Raw genomic sequence first — 24,407 nt, forward strand, 5'->3', positions numbered from 1 at the left:
TTTAGTTATAAAGGAACTAACCGCACGTTTTAAGTGATAGTTCAATATTCTATCTCCTTTACAAGGATTTCGCATAACTCCCTTATCTCTGCACGTCACAAATACCATCTTGACCTGGGGATTTGCGTAATCGATTACATCTCCTTAATTATACCTCCATTCCTTAATTCTGTAAGTTGTAATTTATCCTCCTCCCGTAGTCTGCTATCTCCCCTGCTGATCACGTAATATCCGATCAAGTGGACTCTCAATCTGTTTCAGATTCTTGGTGCTGACGTGAGTGTAGCGTTCGGTGGTGGAGGGATTGGCGTGGCCCAGCAGTTCCTGGATATAGCGGAGGTCGGTGCCGTTCTCAAGCAAATGGGTGGCGAAAGAGTGCCGAAGGACGTGAATGCCTACCTGTTTCCGGATGCCGGAGGTTTGCAGGGCTTCCTGAAATACCATTTGCAATGAAAGTTCATGCAAGTGGCTCCCCGAATGCTGCCCCGGAAACAACCACATCGAGTTGGAGAGTCGCTCCGCTTCTACGTATTTTTGGATCATGTCCCAAGCCGTTTGCGATAGTAAGGTATGCCTGTCCTTTTTGCCTTTTCCTTGCCGGACTCGAAGGAGGCCGCGTTCTGGGTCGATATCCGTGACTTTCAGCCGGACGACCTCGCTCACGCGCAGCCCTGAGGCGTAAGCCAGATACAACATCGTGCGGTGCTTCAGATTCGTCGGCGCTTGGATAACGCGGAGTACTTCCTGCTCCGATAGGACATAGGGCAGTTTTTTCTCTTTTTGGGGTCGGATATATTTCATCTGTTCGGAAGGTTGCTTGAATACCTCGACGGCCAGGAAACGCAAAGCACTGATGGCTTGGTTCACATAAGCAGGAGAGTGCCCTTGCTCAAGGAGCTGCAAAGCATACTGTTGTGTACGGGACGAGTCGATGATCGCGGACGTCATTTTCTCATCCTTGAGGGTTCCTGGGCTTTTCATCTTCAAATGATCAGCCAAGTTCTGTAAATATCGCCGGACATGCCCCCTGTAGGCCTTGCTGGTTTTGAGGCTGTATCCCTTCAGCTTGAGCGTGGTGAGCAGCTTTTGATCCAGGGCCTGAATGAGTTTTTCATTACTGGATAGCTTTGACGACACGGCTAACCCGTCCATTCGAATCTCCGCTTCCGGAAAGCACTCTGCGAATTGCCTGATTTTCTCCTCTGTGCAAGGAAAACGCCAGAACTTCCCATTAGGATCCCACTTCCCTCCCCCAACCGCACGCAGCTTACCTACATCCTCTTTCGAGAAATCCTCCAATTTCACGGAAACCTGATCATGTTCGATCCGATGAATATGAATGTACATCCCTGATCCCCTCCATTATTCTGTCTAGCTCGAAAAAAAGAGACAGCCCCTCCCGGGGTCTGTCTCCGATTCTTTCGGATGAATGGCGTTACTTTATCGGTATAAATCCATTAGATTCTATTACTGCATAAACCACATTTTAAACATATGCTTCGTGGTCGCCTTGTTCATTTCGGCGATGGAGGTGGTCAGCGGGATGCCTTTCGGGCAGGCGCGGACGCAGTTTTGCGAGTTGCCGCAGCCTTCGATGCCGCCGGGTTCCATCAGGGCCTCCAGACGCTCTTCGGCGTTCATCTCGCCTGTTGGATGCGCGTTGAATAAGCGCACTTGGGAAATGGCTGCCGGACCGATGAAGTCCGTCTTCTCATTGACGTTTGGACAAGCTTCAAGGCAGACGCCGCAGGTCATGCACTTGGACAATTCATACGCCCATTGCCGTTTCTTCTCCGGCATCCGAGGCCCCGGTCCCAGATCGTACGTGCCGTCGATCGGAATCCATGCTTTCACCCGCTTGAGCGCATTAAACATCCGGCTGCGGTCGATCACCAGGTCACGCACGACCGGGAACGTCCGCATCGGTTCAATGCGAATCGGCTGTTCCAAATTGTCGATGAGTGCCGCACAAGCCTGGCGCGGTTTGCCGTTGATCACCATGGAGCAGGCGCCGCACACTTCCTCCAGACAGTTGGACTCCCAGCAAACCGGCGAGGTATGCTCGCCCTTCCGGTTTACCGGGTTCCGCTGGATTTCCATCAAGGCGCTGATCACGTTCATGCCAGGGCGGTAATCCAGCTCGAATTCTTCCGTATAAGGCTTCGAGTTCGGATCATCCTGGCGTGTAATGATGAATTTAACTTTTTTGGCCGTTTGTTGTTTGGCCGTTACATCCGTTTCCGCCATTGCCATGGGTATCCCCTCCTATTTGTCCTTCGAGTAGTCGCGAATCCGCGGCGGGATCAAGGAAACGTCGACCGGTTCGTACGAAATTTCCGGACCGTCCGGCGTCCATTTCGCCATCGTTGTCTTCAAGAATTCTTCGTCGTTCCGGTTCGGGAACTCCGGTTTATAATGCGCGCCCCGGCTTTCGTTACGAAGCAACGCGCCCTTCGTCATCGCTTCGGCCAGCTCCAGCATGTTCCACAGCTGACGGGTGAATGCGGCTCCCGTATTGTTCCAGCGGGACGTATCGTTGATGTTGATCTTTTTGTAACGTTCTTTGAGTTCCTTGATTTTGTTGATGGTAGCTTCTAGTCGATCGTTATGACGAACGACAGTCATGTTCGCCGTCATCCATTCACCCAGTTCTTTGTGGATGACATAAGCATTTTCGGTGCCATCCATCGCCAGGATGCCTTCGTACTTCTCTTCTTGGGCTTTGCGGTAGCTTTCGAAGACGCTTGGATTCAGATCCTCAGTCGACTTCTTCAGGCCACGAAGATATTCGACCGCTTTCGGTCCGGCCACCATACCGCCGTAAATCGCCGACACCAGCGAGTTCGCACCAAGACGGTTCGCGCCGTGATATTGGTATTCACATTCTCCTGCCGCAAACAGACCAGGAATGTTGGTCATTTGGTTATAGTCGACCCACATGCCGCCCATGGAGTAATGGACTGCCGGGAAAATTTTCATCGGAATCTTGCGCGGGTCATCACCCATGAACTTCTCATAAATCTCAATAATCCCGCCGAGTTTCACGTCCAGCTCTTTCGGATCTTTGTGGGACAGGTCGAGATACACCATGTTCTCGCCGTTAATGCCCAGCTTCAGGTCCACGCACACATGGAAAATTTCCCGTGTCGCAATATCCCGCGGTACAAGGTTACCGTAAGCCGGATATTTCTCCTCCAGGAAGTACCACGGTTTGCCGTCCTTATACGTCCAGATCCGTCCGCCTTCGCCGCGTGCAGATTCCGACATCAGACGCAGCTTGTCATCGCCCGGAATCGCCGTTGGGTGAATTTGAATGAACTCACCGTTAGCGTACGTGACGCCTTGCTGATACACGGCACTGGCCGCGGTCCCCGTGTTGATGACCGAGTTCGTCGTTTTACCAAAGATAATCCCTGGGCCACCTGTCGCCAAAATGACCGCATCGGAAGGGAACGTGGTGATTTCCATCGAGCGAAGGTTTTGTGCGGTAATGCCGCGGCAGACGCCTTCATCGTCCAAAACAACAGACAGGAACTCCCAGTTTTCATATTTCGTGACCAGGCCGGCCGCTTCATGACGGCGTACCTGCTCATCCAGCGCGTACAGCAGCTGTTGTCCGGTCGTTGCTCCGGCAAACGCCGTGCGGTGATGCTTCGTCCCGCCGAACCGGCGGAAATCAAGCAGCCCCTCCGGCGTGCGGTTGAACATGACGCCCATCCGGTCCATCAAGTGAATGATGCCAGGTGCAGCTTCGCACATCGCCTTCACCGGCGGTTGGTTGGCCAGGAAATCCCCGCCGTATACGGTATCGTCAAAATGCTCCCAAGGCGAGTCGCCTTCGCCTTTCGTATTCACGGCCCCGTTAATGCCGCCTTGCGCGCACACCGAGTGGGAACGTTTTACCGGCACAAGGGAAAACAGCTGTACCGGCACGCCTGCTTCGGCTGATTTGATCGTAGCCATCAAGCCGGCCAAGCCGCCGCCAACGACGATTAAGCTTTGTTTAGCCATTTGCTTTCAACTCCTAAAAGTTTTGTGAGCGATACTTCAACGGAAATGCTTCGTACAAAACTTGCACCGGAAGCATTCGCTTAGTTTTGTGAGCGTTACTTCAAACGAGTCATCTACGAACAAAGCCTAAGCCATCCAAGCCTTTGCCGTCTCCAGCAAGGCAGTGCCTTCGGCTTGGAATTCCGAGCCGCGGAATGCGATCAGCGACCACACGAACATGATAGCAACGATCGCGAACAAGCCCATGCAAATATAGGAGGACACACGTTGCGACCGCGGGCCGACTGTCACGCCCCAGCTGACGAGGAACGACCACAATCCATTCGTAAAGTGGAAGGCCGCCGACACGACCCCAATGATATACAACGTGAAGAGAAGCGGGTTGCTGACGATCTCATGCATCAAGCCGCCCAATTCCTCATGCTCCACATTGCCCAGCGCTACCTGTACACGGGTCTCCACCACGTGCCAGATCACGAACACAAACGCGATAACGCCGGTAATCCGCTGCAACAAATAACGCAGGTTGCGCTCGGTTGGGAACCGCCGATTGTTCGGCTTCGCCTGAAACGCAATATAAAGCCCGTAAACCCCGTGATACAAGAGCGGCAGCCAGATCCCAAAAATCTCCAAAACCAAGACGAGCGGCAGGCTGTTCAGGAACGCGACAGCTTCCCTAAAGCCTTCGCTCCCGCCTTCCACCGCCGAAAAGTTGGTGATCATGTGCTCCAGCAGGAAAAATCCCAGCGGAATGACGCCCAGCAGCGAGTGCAGTTTTCTGGAATAAAACCCTTTCATAAATGCGTATACCCCTTTCTCATTCCATCATCCGTTTCAACTTGCGCAATTTCACTCAAGATTCGACCTTACGGGGGCGCGGAGGTTGAATATGATAAATACCACACCGCAGTCGGTAAAACCCCTTTGTACCTCCAGTTACTTGTGAACAACTTGTGTCACTTTTCATGTTACTCCTTTTTATCTTATAATGGAATTGCAATATATTTATTAATCATTATAACAAATTCGCATAAGCTAACCTGTCGAATCTTGTCCTTCACCCAGAAAAAGGAGGTAACCCATGCTGGAAGAGTTGCTGGTGTTCACCACCGTCGTGGAGCAATCCAGTTTGAACAAAGCATCCAAGCTGTTAAACCTGTCCCAGCCCGCCCTTTCGCGGAAAATCGCCAAGTTGGAGGAGGAGTGGGGGGTCTCCCTGTTTCACCGCAAAGGGAAAAGACTCGAGCTGACCCGCGTCGGGCAGGAAGCTTACCAATATGCGCTGGAACAGCGGCAACGCCACCAGAACTTCCTGCAGACCGTGTCCCGAATCAAGGCAGCGGAGCGCCGTATCGTCACGTTAGGCGCCAGCCTGACGACGATCCAAACCACCCTGCCGCCGCTCGTGACCTCATTAATGGAGAAGTTTCCAGATATCGAATTGAAGCTCGTTACCGGCAAAACCCATGAAATCGTCTCTTATGTCCGCGAGAAGAGAGTGGACTTCGGCGTCGTGGCCTCCCTGGTGAACGAGACGGGCTTGAAATGCTTGCCGCTGTTCAAAGACCACCTCGAGTTGGTCGTTCCCAAAGGGCATGAGCTAGCCGCCGCCGGGCAGAAGCGCCGTCTGATCATGGACGATCTGAACGGTCGGCCGATGATCGTATTTTCCAAGGGAACTTGGTATCGCCGGCTGATCGACGACCTGTTTGGACGCTACAGCATCGTGCCCGATATTCGCATGGAAATCGATTCGTTTGAAGCGATCGTCCGCCTGCTGCCGATCTGTAAAGCAGCCGCGCTATTGCCCAAATCGTACCTGCGTATGCCGCTGCTGCGGGATAACGGCCTGCTGACCGTGCCGATTCCAGAACTGGCCCAGACACGGCGCGAAACCTGTCTCGTATATGGCGACAAATCGGAGCTGACGAGCGAAACGAAGGAATGGATCACGCAAATCCGCGAAACCCTCGTGAAAGAATTGCCGCTCTAACGCCACCATGATCCACCCGAACCTAAACAGCTATTCGTTACACCAAAAAAGCTGCCGCTCCTTCAGGCTAAAACCTGGATTAGCGGCAGCTTGTCTATTTTAAATGAAGTATCGCAAATAAACGTAGAGGCTGGAGATCAAAATGGTGACGATCATCAGCGGCAGCCCGTATTTCAAATATTTTAGGAAGCTGATCGGTTCCCCTTCCTTGGCGGACATCCCAGCAGCGATCAAATTGGCGCTGGCTCCGATTAATGTTCCGTTTCCACCGAGACAAGCGCCAAGCGATAGGCTCCACCATAGCGGCTCCAGGTGCTGAATCCCCATTCCGCCCATGTCTTGGATCATCGGAATCATCGTCGCCACCAGCGGAATATTGTCGATAAACGCCGATGCCAAAGCACTCAGCCAGAGGATCAGCATCGAGGTGGTTAGCGGATCGCCTCCAGTCAGGCGCATCACCTCTTCGGCCACTCTCGTAATGATTCCCGTTTCAACCAACCCTCCGACCAATACGAACAAACCCACGAAAAAGAAGATGGTGGGCCATTCCACCGAACGGAAGGCTTGTTCCATCACGTGCTCGCCGGTCATGAGCAGCAGCAAGAAGGCGCCAGCCAGCGCAATAGTAGCCGTTTCCAGATGTATGTATTGATGAAGGAAAAAGCCCAACAAGGTCAACCCCAAGGCGATCAGGCATTGGGTGAGCAGCTTTTTCTCCGTAATCAAGCCCTCCAGACTGATCTCCATCAAGCTCTGTTGATGAGCATAAGCCTTTTTCAACTCTTTGCGGAAGATCACGATCACAAGCGGCAGAATCACTGCCAAAATGATCAACACGACTGGCGTCAAATTTTGCATGAAGGCTACGAAGGTCAGTTCCTTCACGGCGCTGCCAATCATAATGTTGGGAGGGTCTCCGATTAAAGTCGCCGTCCCGCCGATATTCGTGGCAAGAATCATAGAAAAGAGGTAAGGGAACGCCTGAACCCTCAACCTCCGCGTAATGCTAAATGCCACCGGGACCATCAAAATAATGGTCGTTACGTTATCCAGGAATGCCGAACCTATCGCGGTGATCAGCGCCAGCAACCACAGCAGAGTGATCGGATTGCCTTTGGCCAGCTTGGCCGTCCATATGCCGATGTACGTGAATAAACCGGTCTTGGCTGTCGTATTCACGATGATCATCATCCCGATCAAGAGTCCCAGCGTATTAAAATCAATATGATGCACTGCGCTCTCCTGATCAAGGATGCCAAAGATTATCATGAACGCCGCACCAGCCATAGCCAGCACCGTTCGGTGAATTTTCTCAGATATAATGAGTGCGTAGGTCAGCAAAAAAATGATTAAAGCCCAAATGGCCTGTTGTTCCATACTTCTCTCCGTTCCATGCTAGTAAGCCATCTTACCATCTTATTAAGGATTGATGATTGATTCAAATTGCTCGATATTTTTCTTTGCTCCTATAATAACCATAATGTCGCCTTCATTTAACTGATCCATCGCAGTGGGAGCAACCAAAATACCGCCATTGCGGTGAATCGCCACGATGCTGCAGCCAAAGCGTGCCCGCATATTGAGGTCACCTATGCTTTTATGGTTCAAGCAAGTGGGAACTTTCATTTCTACGATGCTGTATTCCTTCGACAGTTCAATATAATCCAGCAAATTTGGAGTAACCAGCTGATGGGCCACACGAACCCCCATGTCGCGTTCTGGATAAATCACCCGATCCACCCCCAGCTTCTCCAGAGCTCGGCCGTGCAGAAGCGAGATCGCTTTGGCAACTACCGTTTTAATGCCAAGATCTTTGAGGAGAATAGCTGCCAGGATGCTCATTTGAATGTCGGTGCCAATCGCTACGATCCCGCAATCGAAATTACGAACCCCCAGCGACTTCAGCACCTCTTCTTCTGTAGCATCGGCGACAACCGTATGCGTGAGCCGATCGCTAAGTTCTTCCACGATCTCTTCATTCCGGTCGATGCCCAGAACCTCATATCCTAACTCCATCAATTCCAAGGCCAGACTCGAGCCGAAGCGCCCCAAGCCGATGATCACAAACTGCTGCTTTTTCATTTTTGCCCGTTTTCCCCTTATCCAATAATGATTTTGCCTTCTGGATGGCGGTACAGCTCTTTTCCTTTCTTCGGACCGAGCGCATAAGCAAGCGTCAGCGGCCCGAGCCGACCGGCGAACATGGTGAAGCTGATGATAATTTTACCGATAACCGTTAGTTTCCCCGTCAACCCCATCGTAAGTCCGACCGTGCCGAAAGCCGAAGTGGTTTCAAACAAAATCGATAAAAAGCTCGCGTCCTCCGTGGTAGACAATACCATTGCCACTGCTAAGACCAGGAATAAGGCAAGCATCGTGATCGTAAGCGCCTTAAAGACCCGTTCCCCGGCCATCCGGTACCTGAACAGGACTAGGTCAGTCCTTCCGCGAATCATCGAACCAACCGAGCCGACCAGAATCGTAAATGTGGTCGTCTTAATTCCGCCCCCCGTAGAGCCTGGGGAGGCCCCGATAAACATCAGGATGATCATGAAGAATTGCGTTGCCTGCCGTAATGACCCAATATCCAGCGTGTTGGCTCCCGCCGTACGCGGCGTCACCGATTGGAAAAACGAACCCCAGATCTTGCCGCTCCAACTGAGCTGAGCAAGCGTACGCGAGTTCGTGAACTCAAAGATGAAAATGACTAACGCCCCGATCACGATCAGCACCGACGTCATCGACAATACCACCTTCGAATGCAACGACAGCTTCCGCCGCTTCCGAAACTCGAATACGTCGGACAGTACGATAAATCCGATCCCGCCCGAGACGATCAGAAACATTGCAACGAAGTTCACGATCGGATCAGCAACGTACTTCGTGAAGCTTTGATATTCACCAAACAGGTCAAACCCTGCATTATTGAACATCGAGACCGCGTGCCAAACTCCGAAATACAGCGCCCTACCAATCGGCATATCGAATGACCAGCGAATCGCAAACATCAGCGCCGCACTGGATTCAATAACGAGCGAATATAACAGAACTTTGCGGATTAACCGTACGATTCCTTCCACAGAGTTTTGGTTCATCGCTTCTTGGAGGATGAGACGGTCTTTTAGCGATATTTTTCGTTTCAGGACAAGGGAGAACAAAGTGGCCATGGTCATAAACCCAAGCCCCCCAATCTGGATCAGCAGGACGATCACGACTTGTCCAAAGGTTGAAAAATAGGTCCCGGTATCAACCACGACCAACCCCGTAACACAGGTTGCTGAAGTAGCCGTGAACAGTGCGTCGACGAACGGGAGTGTTACCCCGGTCGTACTGGAAATCGGCAGCATGAGCAGTAGCGCACCCAGCAAAATAATGATCGCAAACCCAATCACTAATACCTGCGGCGGAGAAAGGTTTATTTTCTTCGTATTCAACGCGTTCACCTCATCGTCTTCCTGAAAAAAGAACAAAAGAAAAAAGCACTGGAAATCCAATGCCTTTCGGTGTTTGGTTCCTGATGCACAAGCCTACGAGGTTAGCTGACGGATTCGGACATGCCCAGTTGCCCTATTCGCGGAACATATCCCCTTGCTGGGAGTTGAAGCTCCGTGAAATTCACCCCAAAATATACGGTTCCCCCGTTTTCATTGCGAAATTCGGCCAATCTTTTCAATTGTTTTCAATCATTTTTCGTCAAATGGATTATATCCCTTATTCCGTCCCGCCACAAAGCTCTATTTTCAAGAAAAAGACCAGAAAAGGACGAAATCAGGGATTGTGCAGATTAAGTTCGCCCCCAATCTAAATGATGCGTAGACTTGCCGAAGTTTTTGCCGTTTCTCGTCAATTTTGCCCTCCGTCTGGCGCAGGGGGGATAGCTGTGTTATCTTTACTTTGACGTACTTGAGGGAAAAACATACCTCATAATATAAGAAGAGTACGTGTTCCCGATTTCATTCAACTTAATAACAAAGGAGTTTTGCGAGTGAGTTCCCCTTTGACGTCAAATGGCCGCCGCAGGATGAAGACCAAAAATCTGTGGCTGCTGGCCGCCCTAGGATTCATTGTGTTCGTCGCCGTTCAACTGTTTCCGACCACCGATTCGGAGTCCTTGCAGCTGCAGCAAGCAAATGAGGTGATCAGCAAACCGGAAGCAGCTGCCCATGCAAGTGAATTTGTCCAATCCGTACTTGGGATCGACCTGCCGAATCCCACGAAGGATAAAGCATTGATTACATACGAAACGCGTTCCGATCTGTTTGGTTACTTAACCAAAGCCGATCTGCTCGCCCCATACTTAAAAACGTATGACAAGCAATTTCCATATGACGTATTTCGCGTCCGTTACACGGACCCCACCGAATCGTTAAGCGCCGTGACCGTGGATGTCCATATGACCACCGGTCAAGTCGTCGGCTTCGAGGAGATCAGTTCCTCCAGCAACGCCACCAAGCAGATGATGCTTGATGTAGGATCGGAAACCACCGATTCCATGAAGGCATGGGAGGGGGATTTAACGTTAGCGGAGAAAGAAGAGCTGGCACAGCCTTACCTGAACGCCTTTGGATTTAAACCAAGCGATCTGGAGCTGGCCTCCGGTGAAGGGGATGTGGGCCTCCTCTACCATATCAATGGCTACACGTTAGGCGAATCGCAAGCGGAAATCAAGCTCAGCTTCGAATACGGCAAGGTTTCCTCGTTGGAGAGCTATTTTACCGTACCGCAGGCTCATCAGGACTACGTCGCCGGACAGACGAAAATCGCCAGCTGGCTCACCTATGCCGGATACGCCCTGTTGACGTTCGTGCTGGCGATTCTGGCGATCGTCTACAGCGCGCTGACGCGGGCCCATACCTCGTTTAAGCGGGGTATTTTCCTGGCTTCGGCTTACTTCGTGCTATCCACGATTGGAACGATCAACATGATCCCCGTGTTCCAAAAAGACGGTCTTGAATCCGGCGTGCTCATCTTTGGCCTCTTCTTCCAAGGTCTGGTGACGTTGTTCCTCGCCGCTTCCGTGTACTTCTCGCTGGTGGGCGGCGATGGACTGTGGCGGAAGAACGGCATCAACTTGTGGGCGCGATCACGGGAAGAAGGGTACGGCCGTTCCATCCTGACCTCCGTGGCTGACGGGTATGCCTGGGCATTGATCCTGTTAGGCGTTCAATCCGTTGTTTTCTTCATTTTAGAGCAAACGATTCATACCTGGTCCACGACCGATGCGACGCAATCGCCTTACAACATGGTGTACCCGCTATTGTTTCCGCTGCTGGCTTGGGTGGCAGGGATCGGAGAAGAAGCGGTGTATCGCTTGTTCGGGATCCCAATGCTGAAGAAAATGTTCCGCAGCACCTTTATCGCCTGCCTGCTGTCGACCTTAATCTGGGCGTTTGGCCACACGTTGTATCCGATTTATCCGGTCATTTCGCGCCCGATCGAATTAACCTTTATCGGACTGCTGTTCAGCTTCGTGTTCCTGCGCTACGGCTTCGCGACCGTTGTCTTCTCGCACGTCATCTTCGACAGCATCCTGATGTCGCTGAGCCTGATGTTTATGGGCGGAGCGCTGAACATCGTCGCCGGGTTGTTCTACATCGCCTTGCCGGCGATCGTTGCGTATGTGATTTACTTGTTTAACCCGCCAAGCAAGGAGCGGAAGACCCCGACGCCGCAACAAAAAGAGGAGCCGTATGTTATGACTCCTCTGGCGGATCTTCGTCCCGAAGGGCATTAAGGATTTGACGGGCTAATTTATCCCCGATAGAAAGAGGCCGAAAGTCTTCGACGGAGGCCTCTTTAATTTTTTTCAGCGATCCAAAGTGCTTAAGCAGCGCCTTCCGGCGTTTCTCCCCGATGCCGGGGATCGAGTCCAGCCGTGAGGCGACCATCGACTTGGCCCGCTGTTCGCGATGGAACGAAATGGCGAAGCGGTGCACCTCGTCCTGAATCCGCTGCAGCAGGTAGAACTCCTGGCTGTCGCGCGGCAGATAAACCGGCTCCGGCGGATCAAACGCCATCAGCTGTGCGGTTTTATGCTTGGCGTCCTTCACGAGGCCGCATACCGGGATGTGTAGGCCCAGCTCGTTCTCCAGCACATCGGTAGCCGCAGAGATCTGCCCCTTGCCTCCGTCGACCACGATTAGGTCAGGCCGCGGTAAATTCTCCTTCAGCACCCGCTCATAGCGACGGCGGATGACCTCGCGCATCGTCTCGTAATCGTCCGGGCCCTTCACGGTTTTTACTTTATATTTGCGGTATTCCTTCTTGGCCGGCTTGCCGTCAATGAACACCACCATGGCTGAGACCGGGTTCGACCCTTGGATGTTGGAGTTATCAAACGCTTCGATCCGCGACACCGACTCCAGGCCAATCGCTTTGCCGAGGTTCTCGGCCGCCTTCGAGGTGCGTTCCTCATCCCGTTCGATCAGGCGGAACTTCTCGTCCAGCGTCACGCGCGCGTTCTCCTCGGCCATTTTGGTCATTTGCCGCTTTAAGCCGCGTTGCGGCACCAGCGTCTTCACCCCCAGCCATTCCTGCAAGGCGGTTGGAGCATCGAGCGCGCCGGCCTCCTCTTGATCCTCCGGCTTCTCCGGCAGCAGAATCTCCTGCGGCAAAGCCGGGTTATCGCTGTAATACTGCGTCACGTAGGACATAAAATCGCCGTAGGCGTCGCCGTAAAACGGAAAGACCGACGCATGCCGTTCGATCATTTTTCCCTGACGCATGTATAGAATCTGCACGCACATCCAGCCCTTGTCTACGGCATACCCAAACACGTCGCGGTCCTTCGCATCGGTCACCGTAATCTTCTGCTTCTCCATCAGCGCATCGATGTTGATGATTTGGTCGCGCAGTTCCTTGGCCCGCTCGAATTGCAAGGCTTCGGCCGCCTCGTGCATTTTGCGCTCCAGCTCTTTCTTGATCTCCTCATGCCCGCCGCTAAGGAACGAAACAATTTCTTGAGTCATCTTCTCGTACGTTTCCTTCTCCACCTCATGCACGCAAGGCGCCAAGCACTGGCCGATGTGATAATACAAGCACACTTCCTTCGGCATCACATTGCATTTGCGCAGCGGATACATGCGGTCGAGCAGCTTCTTCGTTTGCTGAGCCGCGTAGGCGTTCGGATACGGACCAAAATATTTTGCTTTATCTTTAAGCACCCGCCGGGTCACTTCCAGCCGGGGATGCGGTTCATTCGTAATTTTGATATAGGGGAAAGTCTTGTCATCCTTCAGGAGGATATTGTAACGCGGATGATGTTCTTTAATCAGGTTACATTCCAGGATCAGTGCTTCCATATTGCTCGCGGTCACGATGTATTCGAAGTCGCGGATCTCGGATACGAGCAGCTGGGTTTTCCCGTTATGGCTGCCTGTAAAATAGGAACGGACCCGGTTCTTCAGCACCTTGGCTTTGCCGACGTAAATGATCTTACCGTCTTTGTTCTTCATTAAGTAACAACCCGGGGAATCGGGCAGCAGCGCCAGTTTATGTTGGATTCGCTCCATCGCTTTCTCGTAACTTAACGTTTCATTGGCCGATGTGTCCAAGCTTCCTCCTCCTTTCTCCACTCCAAGTTAACGCAGAAAACGCCTCCGGCCCAAACCGGAGGCGTCATCCAAGGCGTCAAGCGACGCGCCTGATCGTCTGGATTATTGATGTTTAGCGATCAGGTTCTTCAGCGTATCCTTCGAGTTCAATCCGACGATTTTATCGACCGGTTGACCGTCTTTGAACAGGATCAGTGTAGGAATGCTCATCACGCCGAAACGGGAAGCTGTTTCCGGGTTATCATCCACGTTCAGCTTGGCGATCTTCACGGAGTCACCTACTTCTGCATCCAGCTCCTCCAGAATCGGAGCGATCATTTTGCAAGGGCCGCACCATGGAGCCCAAAAATCAACAAGAACCGGACCTTGTCCTTCGATTTCAGCATTGAAGGACTGATCGGATACGTTCACGATAGCCATGATAATTTCCTCCTTATTTGGGTTGCCCGGCCTGGCACTTTAGTGACACAAGCGCGAACAACTGGATAGTTAGACAAAAAAATTGGAGCAGTCAGCCCAAAAAGCTGTTGCCGAACTCATTATACCACACTACACTGAAAAAAAGAAAGTGTATGGTAACGCCTTCTTTACAAAACGAAAAAAGTTTGGTTATACTAAGAATAACCTGAAAACGGATTGTCTATGACATATTTCATTGACGAGACGATAATTTCCTGAGGAGGCCCGTCGCCATGGATGCTAACACGCATGCGAACGATCCGCGGCAGCATATCAACGAAGAACCCCGCAACGATCTGTTTGATTTGATGAACGGCTTTTTTGGCATGTTGACGTTTATGATCGTGATTTTCTTCGGCATGGTCATCATTAAATTTATCGCCAGCTAGGCGGTAACCAGACCTCGAATTAACGAAAGAGCCAGGCGATCCCCCGATAAGGGATGTGCTCGGCTCTTTATCTTTGTCCGCAGTATTCCGTTATTAGGCTTGGCCGCGCTTATTCGTCCCATTCACCTGAACAACGTTCACGAACGGGGCAATCCGATCCATTAACCGTTGGCCCTTATGCCGCTCTTCCCCGTCCTTGCTCGTAAAGCTCAAATGCTTCTCCAACGCACTCAAGGAATAGTTTGACGTGTAGAACGTGGGCTTCCGGTTCATCCGATAATTCAAAATCGCGCCCATGACATGGTCGCGCACCCACGGATTCAGGTTCTCTGCACCGATATCGTCAAAGATCAGCAGATCCACCTGCTTCATCATTTCCACCGTTTCGCGCAGCTTGTCGCTGTCCTGCAGCATGCTCTTCAGCTCTTCCACGAATTCCGGCATATAAACGATGGCGCCGGAGTAACCTTCCTTGGCCAGTTCGTGCAGCAAATAGCACATCAAGAACGTTTTGCCGGTGCCAAACGGACCTTCCAGATACAGCCCTTTCGTTTGCAGGCCGGATTCCTTCGTTTCATTAATATAGCGGAACACTTGCCCTACCGCCGGCGCACGCATGGCATCCTTCGTCATGATTTCCACTTCGTCATAACCGGCTTCCAGCGCCCGCTCATCCACATAAAAGCTATGAATCCGTTTCTTGACGGACAATTCGCGCTCATATTGCAGTTGCTTGGGGCATGGCACCTGACGATCTACAAGCTGCGGGCTCCCGCCCACCTGCTCGACCGTCAGCTTCGTGAAATGGCCGGGGAAATCGTTGGGACATTGCTCCAAGCCCGGGCAGTTGGCGCAGTGCTTGCTGTCGTTGATGTATTGATACAGCTTGGCCATCCCGCGCGTCAGCTGCTCCTGTTCCAGCTCCGGATGTTGGTCCCGGAGTTCCCTTACCAGCGGGTCATTCATCAGACGTGCGGTCAGCTCCTCGGAGCGTTGTTTGAATTGCGTGCTTTTCATCTGCGTAAGCAGTTCCCCAAGTGATTCCATTGGTTGTGTCACCTTCCTTCCCCAAGCCTAAACGGATTCAGACTTCTTTTTTATGCTTTCCGGATTGCATGCGTTCCGCCATCTTAATCAGCTCAGCAAATTCTTCTTCCGATACGGCGGTCTCCTGGCCAGTCCGTTCCACAATCGGGATTTCCGGCTTCGGCTTCGCTCCGCGGCTGCCGTAGGTTCGCGCCCGTCCTCCACCGGAGGCGGCGCCGCCCGCCTTCTCCTTGACCTTCTCCTTCACCTTCGATTGGTCGCGGATATATTGTACGGCCTGCTCATACGTGTTGATCTGCTTAAGCAGCATGTTGGCTGCGATCGCATCGATGAAATTGCGATTGATCCGCTGCTCCCCGCCAGAAGTGAGCAAAGACATCAAATAATGGATCAGTACGTTGATTACTTCGCCGGGCAGCTTGTAGTTCAAATCGATTTTCTCAAAAATGTCCAGCAGGTTGTCCGGAATCGATCCCGGAAAGAACGTCTTCAGTAACCGGGTATACGGCTCATTGCGAAGCATCATATTATATTGGTGAATATCGCATTTGCTTTGGAATTGCGGCGGTACGTCAACGTAATACTCCATCTGTACCGCAACCTCCTCGGCCACGTTCCCCGCTTGAGCGGAAGCGGCCGCCGCTTTCGGCTCCTCGCCGCGCAACGCGACGATTTTGCCGTAAGCTACCTCGCGTTCCTCCTGACGGCGCTTGCCTTGGCGGAACTGCAGGTTGGCCTTGTGCTGGAGTGCATCCAGCAGAATCCCGCCGCCCGGATCAAAGACGCCGTCTTCATCCAGCAGCCGGCAAATATCCTGGACGCTTAAATCGTACTTGCGGGCAACATAATTCACCACGCCCATCCCTTCCGGGTCAAAGCGAAGCGCCTCAACGAAGGAGCGATTCTGGGACTCACGCGGAAAACGCAGGATGATGTCCGCATAGTTGATCGCATCCTCTTCCAAAGCCAGCTTGAGCCCCGGCTGCCTGGCGATCGACGTCTCGGCAATCGCCTGCTCCAGCTCGTAATCAATGGAATGGGTGTTCAGCTCAAAGATCTCATAGAACGGAACCGTAATATTTTCCTTATTCAGGCCAACCCCTGACCACGCCTCCGGTTCTCCGCGGAACAACTGCTCCCGCAGAGACAGGACCGCGAATTTCCCGATCTTGTCTCGTAGCAGCAAAGTCAGGTGCTGAGTCCGGAAAAATTCCGCCGGCGCCAGCGGTGCCTGAAGCTCATATTCGTAGATATAATCGTCGCTGTCCGGAACATAGAGCCGGTTCGTCTGAAGCAGCCCCACCGCCTCCAACCGGGAAGTCTGCTCGATGAGAAACTTCCGCCCTTTCTCGCTTGGATCGAGGCCAAGGGTCAGGAACAGCTTCCGCTGCTGCTCGACGTCCGAATATCCAACCTGCTCCTGGGGAACATGCTCTACCAGCAGCCGGTACAGCGAAATCGCGAACGCCCCGACCATCGGTTGATAGATCAAACCTAGCATTTTGCCATCGACGGGACTGAGTCCGAAGTCACGGTATACGCAATAACGGTGATTTTCGGTAAAATGCAGCATGTTGTTCATGCGCACGGCTTCATCGCTCCTTCCCTATCACGTACAAATAGACTTCCTCTATTTTAGCATAAAAGACGCCGTCCTGAATCGCCCCCAGCTTACAAAAATCTCCCTTTTTCCTCCTGAGCCTCGCCGGGACAATGTTTTACGCCGGAATAAGCACAAAAAAGAACCGTCCCCCTGATGGGGCGGCCCTTTACTCCCTCTTCTTTATCATCTATTTGTTATGTAAATGCCACTCTTTTAAATAAGGGCGATCTCCGGCTAAAAAACGCCGAACCTCATCAATGGAGACCCCCTCCTCCTTTGCCATGGCGAGCAAAATCACCCATTCCGGGTCAACGTTTCCGGGGAACCGATCATAAGAAATAACCTGGGCGGACTTCTTCAACAACAATCTCCTCCTAAGATCATTATTTTGGTTTTGTCCCCAGGCAGTCCAGCCATCTTAGTATTCCTACCTTAGATCTGAGACTTTGTGCCCCTGCTTTTCAACAGGTTTACCCTTATCTGGTGCTTCTGATGCCAATGGATCTCCTTAGTCAGTATGCATCTTGGTACTTATTATAACGTCTCAAATTTGAAAAGTATGTCATTTCACGTAAGTTCGGCATACCGTTTTCATCGAAAAGGTTAGCTTTTTTTGTTTAATCCCTAATGTTCTTGTCATATTGAACCACCGCTTGTCAAGTACTAGGAATTGTTTCTTATAGAGAACAATAAATCGTGAAATCCCGTGAATTAGTCAGATTTTTAAAGAAAACAATAGATAAATGTTCTTTATTAAGAACAAATCACTGGATTTGCGCCTTTCCTAACGTTAACCATTTCAGGTATATTCAAATCACGGCGTTTGTTCTTAATAACGAACATATTAACGAACAGAACGGACCATACCTAGAAAGGAGCGACTATTCTGCGAAGATCCCGAGCTGAAGTAATCCGTAAACTACGCAAAAAACGGAAGAAGCAAAACATGGTCAAATCGCTGCAGTCCGGATTAATTCTCTCAACTCTGCTCTTGTGGACTTCTCAGCAGGTTGGCACAACCTTCGGCGAATTCACCAGCACACGCGAAGATAACACGGAAATCAAGGCGTGCCGAGTCTTTCCAAGCCAAATCGAAAGCCAGCTCGCGATGTTGGCCGAGCATTTGAACCGAGCCGCTTCCTTAAAAGGGAGACTTATCGGAGCAAGCCTAATCCGCGCTTCGATAGATACAACAACTCCGATCTCGTCTCCGGCTCTTCCGAATGCGAGTGATCCGGCCACCAGTCTTCCGCTGCCCCCGTCTTCAACCGATGCGGTGTACTCCAGCGGCGACGGACCGGTCAGCTCGGAAGGTTCCGCAGATTTCTCCGCAAGCCTGCAGCTGGACGCAGCCGAAGGCTTATCGGCACGGATTAGCGAGCTGAACGCCACAATCCAGCAGCTGCAGCAGCAACTGGCGCTGAATCAGTCCACTTGGCAAGAGCTGGTGCAGGAAATCACGGCAGCGACCGCCGTGATTCAAGGGCTACTGACTTCATTAAACGGCCTGGAGCCGAATTGTGCCGAGCTCACGCAAACTACGGTGCTTGACCGGATTGCGGATCTCCTGAAGGGCAGCGGTTTGCTATCCGGCCCGCTTCGCGGGACGTTACAGGAGATCTTAAGCTACCTGCGCTCCGTCCATCAATCTAAGTTTAGCCTCTCGACCAACGGCTTTGTTGCTATCGCTTTTGCCAGCCCGTTTTCGTCCCGGTCGGCCGATGATTTAAGTGCCCTCAGCGATCCGGTTGCCGGCGAAGAGCGCACGTACTTTGAGAGCGTACATGCTTCTCTGGAATCGGCAATCGCAGGCTTAACTGCCGAGATTTCCAGTCTCGAAGCGCAGCGGGCTCAACTGTTGGCAGAAGCGGAAGCACAGCGGCTGGCGGAGCTGGAACGATTAAAGCAGTTGGAGGAAGAACCCCCTCCGACGGTGGGCGATTCCGGTGATGGAGCAGTCCAACCTCCTGCAGAAGAAGATGGTGTTGCAGAAGATGAATCTGCAACCCTTCCGCCGGATGCGCCGGCTAGCAGCGGCACACCGGGGCTAGAACCTCTGCTGCCCCCCGAGCAGCCAAATCCATTGGACAGTCTTATCCTGACGAAACCGGAGGATGAACTGCCCATCGATTTGAACGACGACGGGGATGAAGAGGATGACGATGACGAGAATGAGGACGCGATTCCTTCAGAAGTAGGTGAATAACATGCGTATTCGTAAATGGTTAGGAAACGCGCTGACGTTCCTGATGGCGGTTGCCTTTTTTACCGTGGCAGGCTCGGTGGTCCTCTCAAAGATTTCCGGCAGCGAACCGAACTTCTACGGCTATCAGCTGAAAACGGTCTTGTCCGGCTCGATGGAGCCTTCCATCCCTACCGGTTCCGTTGCGGCCATTAAGCCGGGCGGCGATATGACCCGTTTCAACGTCGGCGACGTCATCACCTTCCGGTCAGGCGATAACAAGCTGATTACCCACCGCATCATCGAGGTGACACAGGACGAACAAAGCGGCCAGGTGCTGTACCGGACGAAAGGCGATAATAACGATGCCGCCGATTCGGAATTGGTGCACCCCGCGAATGTGACCGGCGTCTATACCGGATTTAACGTTCCGTACGTGGGCTATTTCTTAAGCTTCGCTGGAACGAAGACGGGGAATGTCACCCTGTTGATCACCCCAGGGATCCTCTTGTTCCTGTACGCGGTGGTTACGCTGTGGAAAGCCATCGCCAGTCTGGAAGAAAAAAAACCGGAAGCGAATCAATCGCAATCGGACACCAAGCACCCTGACGTCATTGACGCATCAACCTAAGCTCAGCACTAATGATTTGGTTGTTCTCCTTATGTATACATAAGGATGCTATATATAAAAAATTTATTTAAGATCAGGGAGGAATTCAGGAATGGGTATCAAAAAGACATTAGGTTTTGGGGTAGCAACTGCAGCACTCGGTTTGACATTGATCGGCGGAGGAACGTTCGCTTACTTTAGCGATACGGTCGAAACGACTGGGACGTTCGCCGCAGGTACATTGGATATCAACGCTGATCCAACAGCGATTGTAAATCTTAACAACTTGAAACCAGGTGACACGATTCCTCGTACGTTCAAGCTCAAAAATGACGGAACGCTTGACATTAAAGAAGTTCTGTTGAAAACGAGCTACACGGTGACGAATAAAGCCGGCGCTCCAGACAACACGGACGATTTTGGTAAACATATTAAGGTAAAATTCCTGAACAATATCGACAAGCTGAATGACGTCATTTGGGAAACTACGCTCTATGACCTGCAAAATCAAACACCGGACGCCGTTGAAAGAGGCTTCTTCCTCGGCGAGCGCAGCGGCTTAAGAGCCGGCACTACCGACACGTTGGCCGTTGCTTTTGAATTCGTGGACAACGGGCAAGACCAAAACCAATTCCAAGGCGACACGCTGAACCTGACGTGGACGTTTGAAGCGAAACAAGGCGACGGTCAAATTAGATAATTTGAGAAATTTAAGCAGAACACCTTACCCCGATCTGGGACTAAGGTGTTCTTTGTTTGGTTGAATTTCCGACTTAACACCTTTGTCCGATCCCGGTTATTCTGATATAATGACATCAAATTATTTCTGATAGAAGGGCGACGGCTACATGGCAGAACATATTGGCGAGCGTATTCAGAAACTTCGGCAGGACCGAGGGTACTCCTTGTCCGAGCTGGCGGAGAAGGCAGATGTGGCAAAATCCTATCTCAGCAACGTTGAGCGCAATATTCAATCGAATCCCTCTATTTCCTTCATTGAGAAGATAGCCGACGCTCTTAACGTCTCGATCAACCTGCTATTGTATGGCGACCGCCCCGCACCGGAATTACTTGATCCGGAATGGTCGGAGTTGGTGCAGGAAGCTATGACTTCGGGCGTCAGCAAGAAGGAATTTAAGGAATTCCTTGAATATCAGAAATGGAAGCGAGGCCAGCAGGAATAACGGTACACAGAGAAAAAGTACACACAGAAAAAGCGCGAGACCTCAGGGTTATCCCCCGACGGTACTCGCGCTTTTTTTAAAACATTTTGTACCCGCCCAACCGCAGTTTTCGGATCGTCCATCCGCTTAGGATCGCCCCGCACAGCCCGGCGAACGCCGTCAAATAATCGACCAGCCGGAACGATGCGAGATAGGTCCCAAAGCTCTGTTCATGGTCCCACAGCGTATAGACCACAATGGGCAAAATCACGATGATAAAGACGTATGCCGGAAACCAGGTTGTTTTCATTAACATATTCAAAATGAAACCGATGCCGAACATCATCACGAAGAAGAGAACCATCAGCACCAGTACGATGAGCCAGCCCATCGATCGCTCCCCCACCCTTCTTAGAGGTAACTATAACATTCATCACACTAAATCAAGCTAGTAGTTAGTTTACTAGATATTATGTAACGAAGCAATGAACTTTACATGAAAATGGAGTGAATCGATTTGCCCCGTCTAGGCTCCTTGCGATACAATAAGATACGTATTGGCAATTCGTAAATGAGGATCAGATTGAATCTAGGAGTGATTATACATGAACGAAGCTACCCTAACCTTAGAAGGTTGGTATGCGCTTCACGATTTCCGCACCATCGATTGGACCGCCTGGAAAGCGGCGGATGACGAAGAACGCGCCGGAGCCCTGGAGGAGCTGCATACGTTCCTGAAAGAATGGGAATTGATGGAGGAATCCAAAACCGGCAGCACCGCGGTGTATTCGATCGTCGGACAGAAAGCCGACCTCGTGTTCATGCACCTGCGCGAAAGCCTGGAAGAGTTGAACGCTCTGGAGACGGCCTTTAACAAAACAACTTTTGCTGAATATACGACCAAAGCCTACTCCTACGTCAGCGTTGTAGAACTTAGCAATTATCTCGCGTCCGGCGGCGGTGACCCGAAGGCAAATCCAGAAGTGATGGCCCGTCTGCAGCCGATCCTGCCGAAGACGAACCATATCTGCTTCTATCCCATGAACAAAAAGCGGGATCTCTCCGACAACTGGTACATGCTGACGATGGAACAGCGCCGCGAAATGATGCGCAGCCATGGCCTGATCGGCCGCAGCTATGCCGGCAAAGTGAAGCAGATCATCACCGGTTCCGTAGGACTCGACGATTGGGAATGGGGCGTAACTCTGTTCGCCGACGATGCCCTGCAATTTAAGAAGCTGGTGTATGAAATGCGGTTTGACGAAGTCAGCGCACGTTTTGGCGAGTTTGGTGCTTTTTACGTCGGCAATCTGCTGAATGCAGAGCGTTTGGACGAGATGTTGAAAGTGTAATTCCATATAGATAAGAAAAACGTCTATCGACGTATATTCTAGGAAGACAGACCGCGGTTAGCGGTAGTTTTTCTTGTGATATCAGGAAGCGGAAGCTCCGAAGTTTATACTTTCTGATATCTTAAAAAAGAAGGGTGTGCCAGCCTCGGGCGGCACACCCTTTTGTTCGTTTAATCTTCCCCTTCGGCCTCTGCCTCCAGCGACTTCAGGAACTCCGCGGTCGCCCGGTCGCGTTCGCGGCTCTTCTCCTTCAGCCGTTCGATGGCCGGCTGGATCAGAAGGTCCACTTCCTTCTGCACCGTATAAGCCAAATCGTAACGCTGCTGCGATTCCAGGTAAGATCCCACTTCCATCAAGGCGTTATAGCGATCCAGCTCGTCCCGCGTCAACAGCCCCCGAACCTGTACGCTGCAGTGACGCATCTTAGAAGAATCTTCCTTTCTTCAACACCAGCGGAATCCCGCCGATAATGAACAGGTAACGCATATCCACCAGCTTCTTTAATTGGGCAGCAACCCAACCTTTATATTTCTTGCCAAACGCGCTGGCGATGGCTTCCCCTTTGCCCAGCGAAGCCACGGTTCCTTTATTGCTGAACACAAATTTCTTGAGCTCTTTGCCGCGAATGGCCGCCACCACGTTTTGCGCACAGGTCACCCCTTGCTGCATGGCAATTTGCGCCGTAGGTGGGTATGGACGCCCTTCCGGATTAAACATCAGCGAATTGTCCCCGATGATAAAGACGTTATCATGGCCAGGTGCCCGCAAATAATCGTCGACCTTCACGCGACCGCGCGCTGTCTCGAAGCCTGCCGCTTCGATAAGACGGTTGCCACGGATGCCGCCTGTCCAAATGACGGTTTGCGACTTAATTTCCTCTCCGGTGGCCAAGATAACACCATCCGGCGTGCATTCCTTGATCGCTACGCCAATCTTGAACTGTACGCCCTTCTTCTTCAGCACGTCCATCGCGTATTCGACCAGCTCCGGATCGAAGCCTGGCAGAACCGTTGGTGCAGCTTCAACGTTGTACACGTTAACAAAGTTCGGATCAACGTCGTATTCCTTGCACAGCTGCGGGATCCGATCAGCCAGCTCGGCAACGAATTCAATGCCGCTGAAGCCCGCGCCGCCAACGACGAAGTTCAATCGGTCGGTCCGGCTTTCGTCCATTTTGTAAAGCGCGAATTGATATTCGATATGCTGGCGAATTAAGCGAACGGAATTGATACTGCGGATCGTCATCGCATATTCCGTCAGGCCCGGGATGCCAAAGGATTCCGGTTCGCCGCCCAGCGCGATCACCAGATAATCATAAGAAAGGGTTCCGTCCTGCAGCACGACCTTCTTGTCGGCCAGACGAATCTCCTGTACATTCGATTTCACAAGGTCGATTTTAAATTCGTCAATTAATTTGGATATTGCCACTCGGGTATGTTCAATGGAATCCGTCCCGGCAGCCGGCATATGCAGATGCGTCGTGAAGTAGTGATAGTCGTGCCGATTCACCAGAGTAACGTCCGCTTCATTGTAATTCAACTCTTTCTGCAGCCGCTGCGCGGTAAGAATGCCGCCATAACCCGCACCAAGAATCACTATTTTGGGTATGGTACTCATGTAATTGTTCTCCTTCCAATATTACGCACTCTATATTTGATTAAAGCCAAAAACGCAATGTGAAAATTAACACATAAAAACCCAGTCTATACCAACTCAAACCGTTTCAGTCATCCCATTAGGTCAATCCAGAGACATTTGTCACATTTTAGTATTAGTTTAAACCTTATTTGTAGGATGAGCAAAAGTCTTCTGTCGTATAATCATAAATGTACTTTTTTCGTCACAAATATGAATGCATACATTTGAATGATATCGGCTTTTGCCTAAAAGATCAAGTCTTATTTTACCCGTAATTATAGGACTTTCAACGGATTATATTCCAGATTTTCGACAGTTTTCATCTTGCCTTTCCAAACTAGGGATACGACGATTATAATAAAGTAGAATTGACATTATAGTTGCAGAAAGAAAAAGAAACCATC

The 24,407-nt window shown here is 51.4% G+C and carries 23 protein-coding genes and 2 riboswitches; of the genes, 8 read left to right on the top strand and 15 right to left on the bottom strand.

Features of this window, described 5'->3' with window-relative positions:
* Positions 1–204: 204 nt before the first annotated feature.
* The 4 genes from M3G15_RS07495 to M3G15_RS07510 all read right to left on the bottom strand — a co-directional run bounded on the left by M3G15_RS07495 (position 205) and on the right by M3G15_RS07510 (position 4,809).
* Positions 205–1,347, bottom strand: coding sequence for a tyrosine-type recombinase/integrase (locus tag M3G15_RS07495; RefSeq protein ID WP_260070532.1), 1,143 nt, complete (start codon positions 1,345–1,347; stop codon positions 205–207).
* Positions 1,348–1,467: 120 nt separating this feature from the next.
* A complete protein-coding gene (gene sdhB / locus M3G15_RS07500) occupies positions 1,468–2,253 on the bottom strand; it encodes a succinate dehydrogenase iron-sulfur subunit (protein ID WP_397376597.1) in 786 nt (261 codons plus the stop codon).
* Positions 2,254–2,265: 12 nt separating this feature from the next.
* Entirely contained in the window at positions 2,266–4,011 is a 1,746-nt protein-coding gene (gene sdhA, locus M3G15_RS07505) for a succinate dehydrogenase flavoprotein subunit (RefSeq protein WP_016310977.1), read from the bottom strand.
* A gap of 126 nt (positions 4,012–4,137) precedes the next feature.
* Positions 4,138–4,809 (bottom strand): succinate dehydrogenase cytochrome b558 subunit, encoded by a 672-nt coding sequence (locus tag M3G15_RS07510; protein ID WP_009224827.1) that lies wholly within the window; start codon positions 4,807–4,809, stop codon positions 4,138–4,140.
* Positions 4,810–5,092: 283 nt separating this feature from the next.
* On the opposite strand from M3G15_RS07510, the gene M3G15_RS07515 reads away from it, so the two are divergent.
* Positions 5,093–6,004, top strand: coding sequence for a LysR family transcriptional regulator (locus M3G15_RS07515; protein ID WP_009224826.1), 912 nt, complete (start codon positions 5,093–5,095; stop codon positions 6,002–6,004).
* Between the two features lie 99 nt (positions 6,005–6,103).
* Here the strand turns inward: M3G15_RS07515 and M3G15_RS07520 are convergent, their stop codons facing one another.
* Genes M3G15_RS07520 through M3G15_RS07530 form a run of 3 tightly spaced genes read right to left on the bottom strand, consistent with a single transcriptional unit; the run spans position 6,104 to position 9,450 of the window.
* The gene (locus M3G15_RS07520; protein WP_009224825.1) at positions 6,104–7,384 is read right to left on the bottom strand and encodes an ArsB/NhaD family transporter; all 1,281 of its coding nucleotides are present in this window, start codon (positions 7,382–7,384) and stop codon (positions 6,104–6,106) included.
* Between the two features lie 42 nt (positions 7,385–7,426).
* The gene (locus M3G15_RS07525; protein WP_009224824.1) at positions 7,427–8,089 is read right to left on the bottom strand and encodes a potassium channel family protein; all 663 of its coding nucleotides are present in this window, start codon (positions 8,087–8,089) and stop codon (positions 7,427–7,429) included.
* 17 nt (positions 8,090–8,106) lie between these two features.
* Entirely contained in the window at positions 8,107–9,450 is a 1,344-nt protein-coding gene (locus M3G15_RS07530) for a TrkH family potassium uptake protein (protein WP_260070533.1), read from the bottom strand.
* Positions 9,451–9,516: 66 nt separating this feature from the next.
* A riboswitch (cyclic di-AMP (ydaO/yuaA leader) is annotated at positions 9,517–9,679 on the bottom strand.
* A 349-nt stretch (positions 9,680–10,028) separates the two neighbouring features.
* On the opposite strand from M3G15_RS07530, the gene M3G15_RS07535 reads away from it, so the two are divergent.
* Positions 10,029–11,741, top strand: a complete 1,713-nt coding sequence (locus tag M3G15_RS07535) for a CPBP family intramembrane glutamic endopeptidase (protein ID WP_397376598.1) — start codon at positions 10,029–10,031, stop codon at positions 11,739–11,741.
* Here the strand turns inward: M3G15_RS07535 and uvrC are convergent.
* Together uvrC and trxA are read right to left on the bottom strand one after the other, a co-directional pair.
* Positions 11,701–13,518: an excinuclease ABC subunit UvrC gene (uvrC, locus tag M3G15_RS07540; protein WP_050769744.1), complete on the bottom strand. Its 1,818-nt coding sequence runs from the start codon at positions 13,516–13,518 to the stop codon at positions 11,701–11,703. The two genes, M3G15_RS07535 and uvrC, sit on opposite strands and share 41 nt — an antisense overlap.
* A 144-nt stretch (positions 13,519–13,662) precedes the next feature.
* On the bottom strand, positions 13,663–13,980 hold the full coding sequence (trxA, locus tag M3G15_RS07545; protein ID WP_009224820.1) for a thioredoxin: 318 nt from the start codon (positions 13,978–13,980) through the stop codon (positions 13,663–13,665).
* A gap of 272 nt (positions 13,981–14,252) precedes the next feature.
* Here trxA and M3G15_RS07550 point away from each other — a divergent pair, with 272 nt between their 5' ends.
* Entirely contained in the window at positions 14,253–14,408 is a 156-nt protein-coding gene (locus M3G15_RS07550) for a hypothetical protein (RefSeq protein ID WP_009224819.1), read from the top strand.
* Positions 14,409–14,501: 93 nt separating this feature from the next.
* On the opposite strand, the gene dnaI is transcribed toward M3G15_RS07550, so the two are convergent.
* From dnaI to M3G15_RS07565, 3 genes are all read right to left on the bottom strand, one after another.
* Positions 14,502–15,455 carry a primosomal protein DnaI gene (gene dnaI / locus M3G15_RS07555; protein ID WP_009224818.1) on the bottom strand — a complete coding sequence of 318 codons (954 nt, stop codon included), beginning with the start codon at positions 15,453–15,455 and terminating at the stop codon, positions 14,502–14,504.
* A gap of 37 nt (positions 15,456–15,492) precedes the next feature.
* Positions 15,493–17,043 carry a DnaD domain protein gene (locus M3G15_RS07560; RefSeq protein WP_260070535.1) on the bottom strand — a complete coding sequence of 517 codons (1,551 nt, stop codon included), beginning with the start codon at positions 17,041–17,043 and terminating at the stop codon, positions 15,493–15,495.
* Positions 17,044–17,245: 202 nt separating this feature from the next.
* A complete protein-coding gene (locus M3G15_RS07565) occupies positions 17,246–17,419 on the bottom strand; it encodes an anti-repressor SinI family protein (RefSeq protein WP_260070536.1) in 174 nt (57 codons plus the stop codon).
* Positions 17,420–17,458: 39 nt separating this feature from the next.
* Positions 17,459–17,543: riboswitch (cyclic di-GMP riboswitch) on the bottom strand.
* 461 nt (positions 17,544–18,004) lie between these two features.
* Here M3G15_RS07565 and M3G15_RS07570 point away from each other — a divergent pair.
* From M3G15_RS07570 to M3G15_RS07585, 4 genes are all read left to right on the top strand, one after another.
* Entirely contained in the window at positions 18,005–19,264 is a 1,260-nt protein-coding gene (locus M3G15_RS07570) for a hypothetical protein (RefSeq protein ID WP_260070537.1), read from the top strand.
* A 1-nt stretch (position 19,265) separates the two neighbouring features.
* A complete protein-coding gene (gene sipW, locus M3G15_RS07575) occupies positions 19,266–19,871 on the top strand; it encodes a signal peptidase I SipW (RefSeq protein WP_260070538.1) in 606 nt (201 codons plus the stop codon).
* A 91-nt stretch (positions 19,872–19,962) separates the two neighbouring features.
* On the top strand, positions 19,963–20,550 hold the full coding sequence (locus M3G15_RS07580) for a CalY family protein (RefSeq protein WP_260070539.1): 588 nt from the start codon (positions 19,963–19,965) through the stop codon (positions 20,548–20,550).
* A 148-nt stretch (positions 20,551–20,698) separates the two neighbouring features.
* Positions 20,699–21,034: a helix-turn-helix domain-containing protein gene (locus M3G15_RS07585; protein ID WP_009224812.1), complete on the top strand. Its 336-nt coding sequence runs from the start codon at positions 20,699–20,701 to the stop codon at positions 21,032–21,034.
* A 76-nt stretch (positions 21,035–21,110) separates the two neighbouring features.
* Here the strand turns inward: M3G15_RS07585 and M3G15_RS07590 are convergent, their stop codons facing one another.
* Positions 21,111–21,404 (bottom strand): YuiB family protein, encoded by a 294-nt coding sequence (locus tag M3G15_RS07590; RefSeq protein WP_009224811.1) that lies wholly within the window; start codon positions 21,402–21,404, stop codon positions 21,111–21,113.
* Between the two features lie 214 nt (positions 21,405–21,618).
* Here M3G15_RS07590 and hemQ point away from each other — a divergent pair, with 214 nt between their 5' ends.
* Complete coding sequence (gene hemQ / locus M3G15_RS07595) at positions 21,619–22,365, top strand: hydrogen peroxide-dependent heme synthase (protein ID WP_260070540.1); 747 nt, start codon at positions 21,619–21,621, stop codon at positions 22,363–22,365.
* Between the two features lie 170 nt (positions 22,366–22,535).
* On the opposite strand, the gene M3G15_RS07600 is transcribed toward hemQ, so the two are convergent.
* The gene (locus M3G15_RS07600; RefSeq protein ID WP_260070541.1) at positions 22,536–22,787 is read right to left on the bottom strand and encodes a hypothetical protein; all 252 of its coding nucleotides are present in this window, start codon (positions 22,785–22,787) and stop codon (positions 22,536–22,538) included.
* Between the two features lies 1 nt (position 22,788).
* Positions 22,789–23,982, bottom strand: coding sequence for an NAD(P)/FAD-dependent oxidoreductase (locus M3G15_RS07605; protein ID WP_009224808.1), 1,194 nt, complete (start codon positions 23,980–23,982; stop codon positions 22,789–22,791).
* Positions 23,983–24,407: the final 425 nt, after the last annotated feature.

It is taken from the genome of Paenibacillus sp. p3-SID1389 (assembly GCF_025151705.1).
GTDB lineage: Bacteria > Bacillota > Bacilli > Paenibacillales > Paenibacillaceae > Fontibacillus > Fontibacillus phoenicis.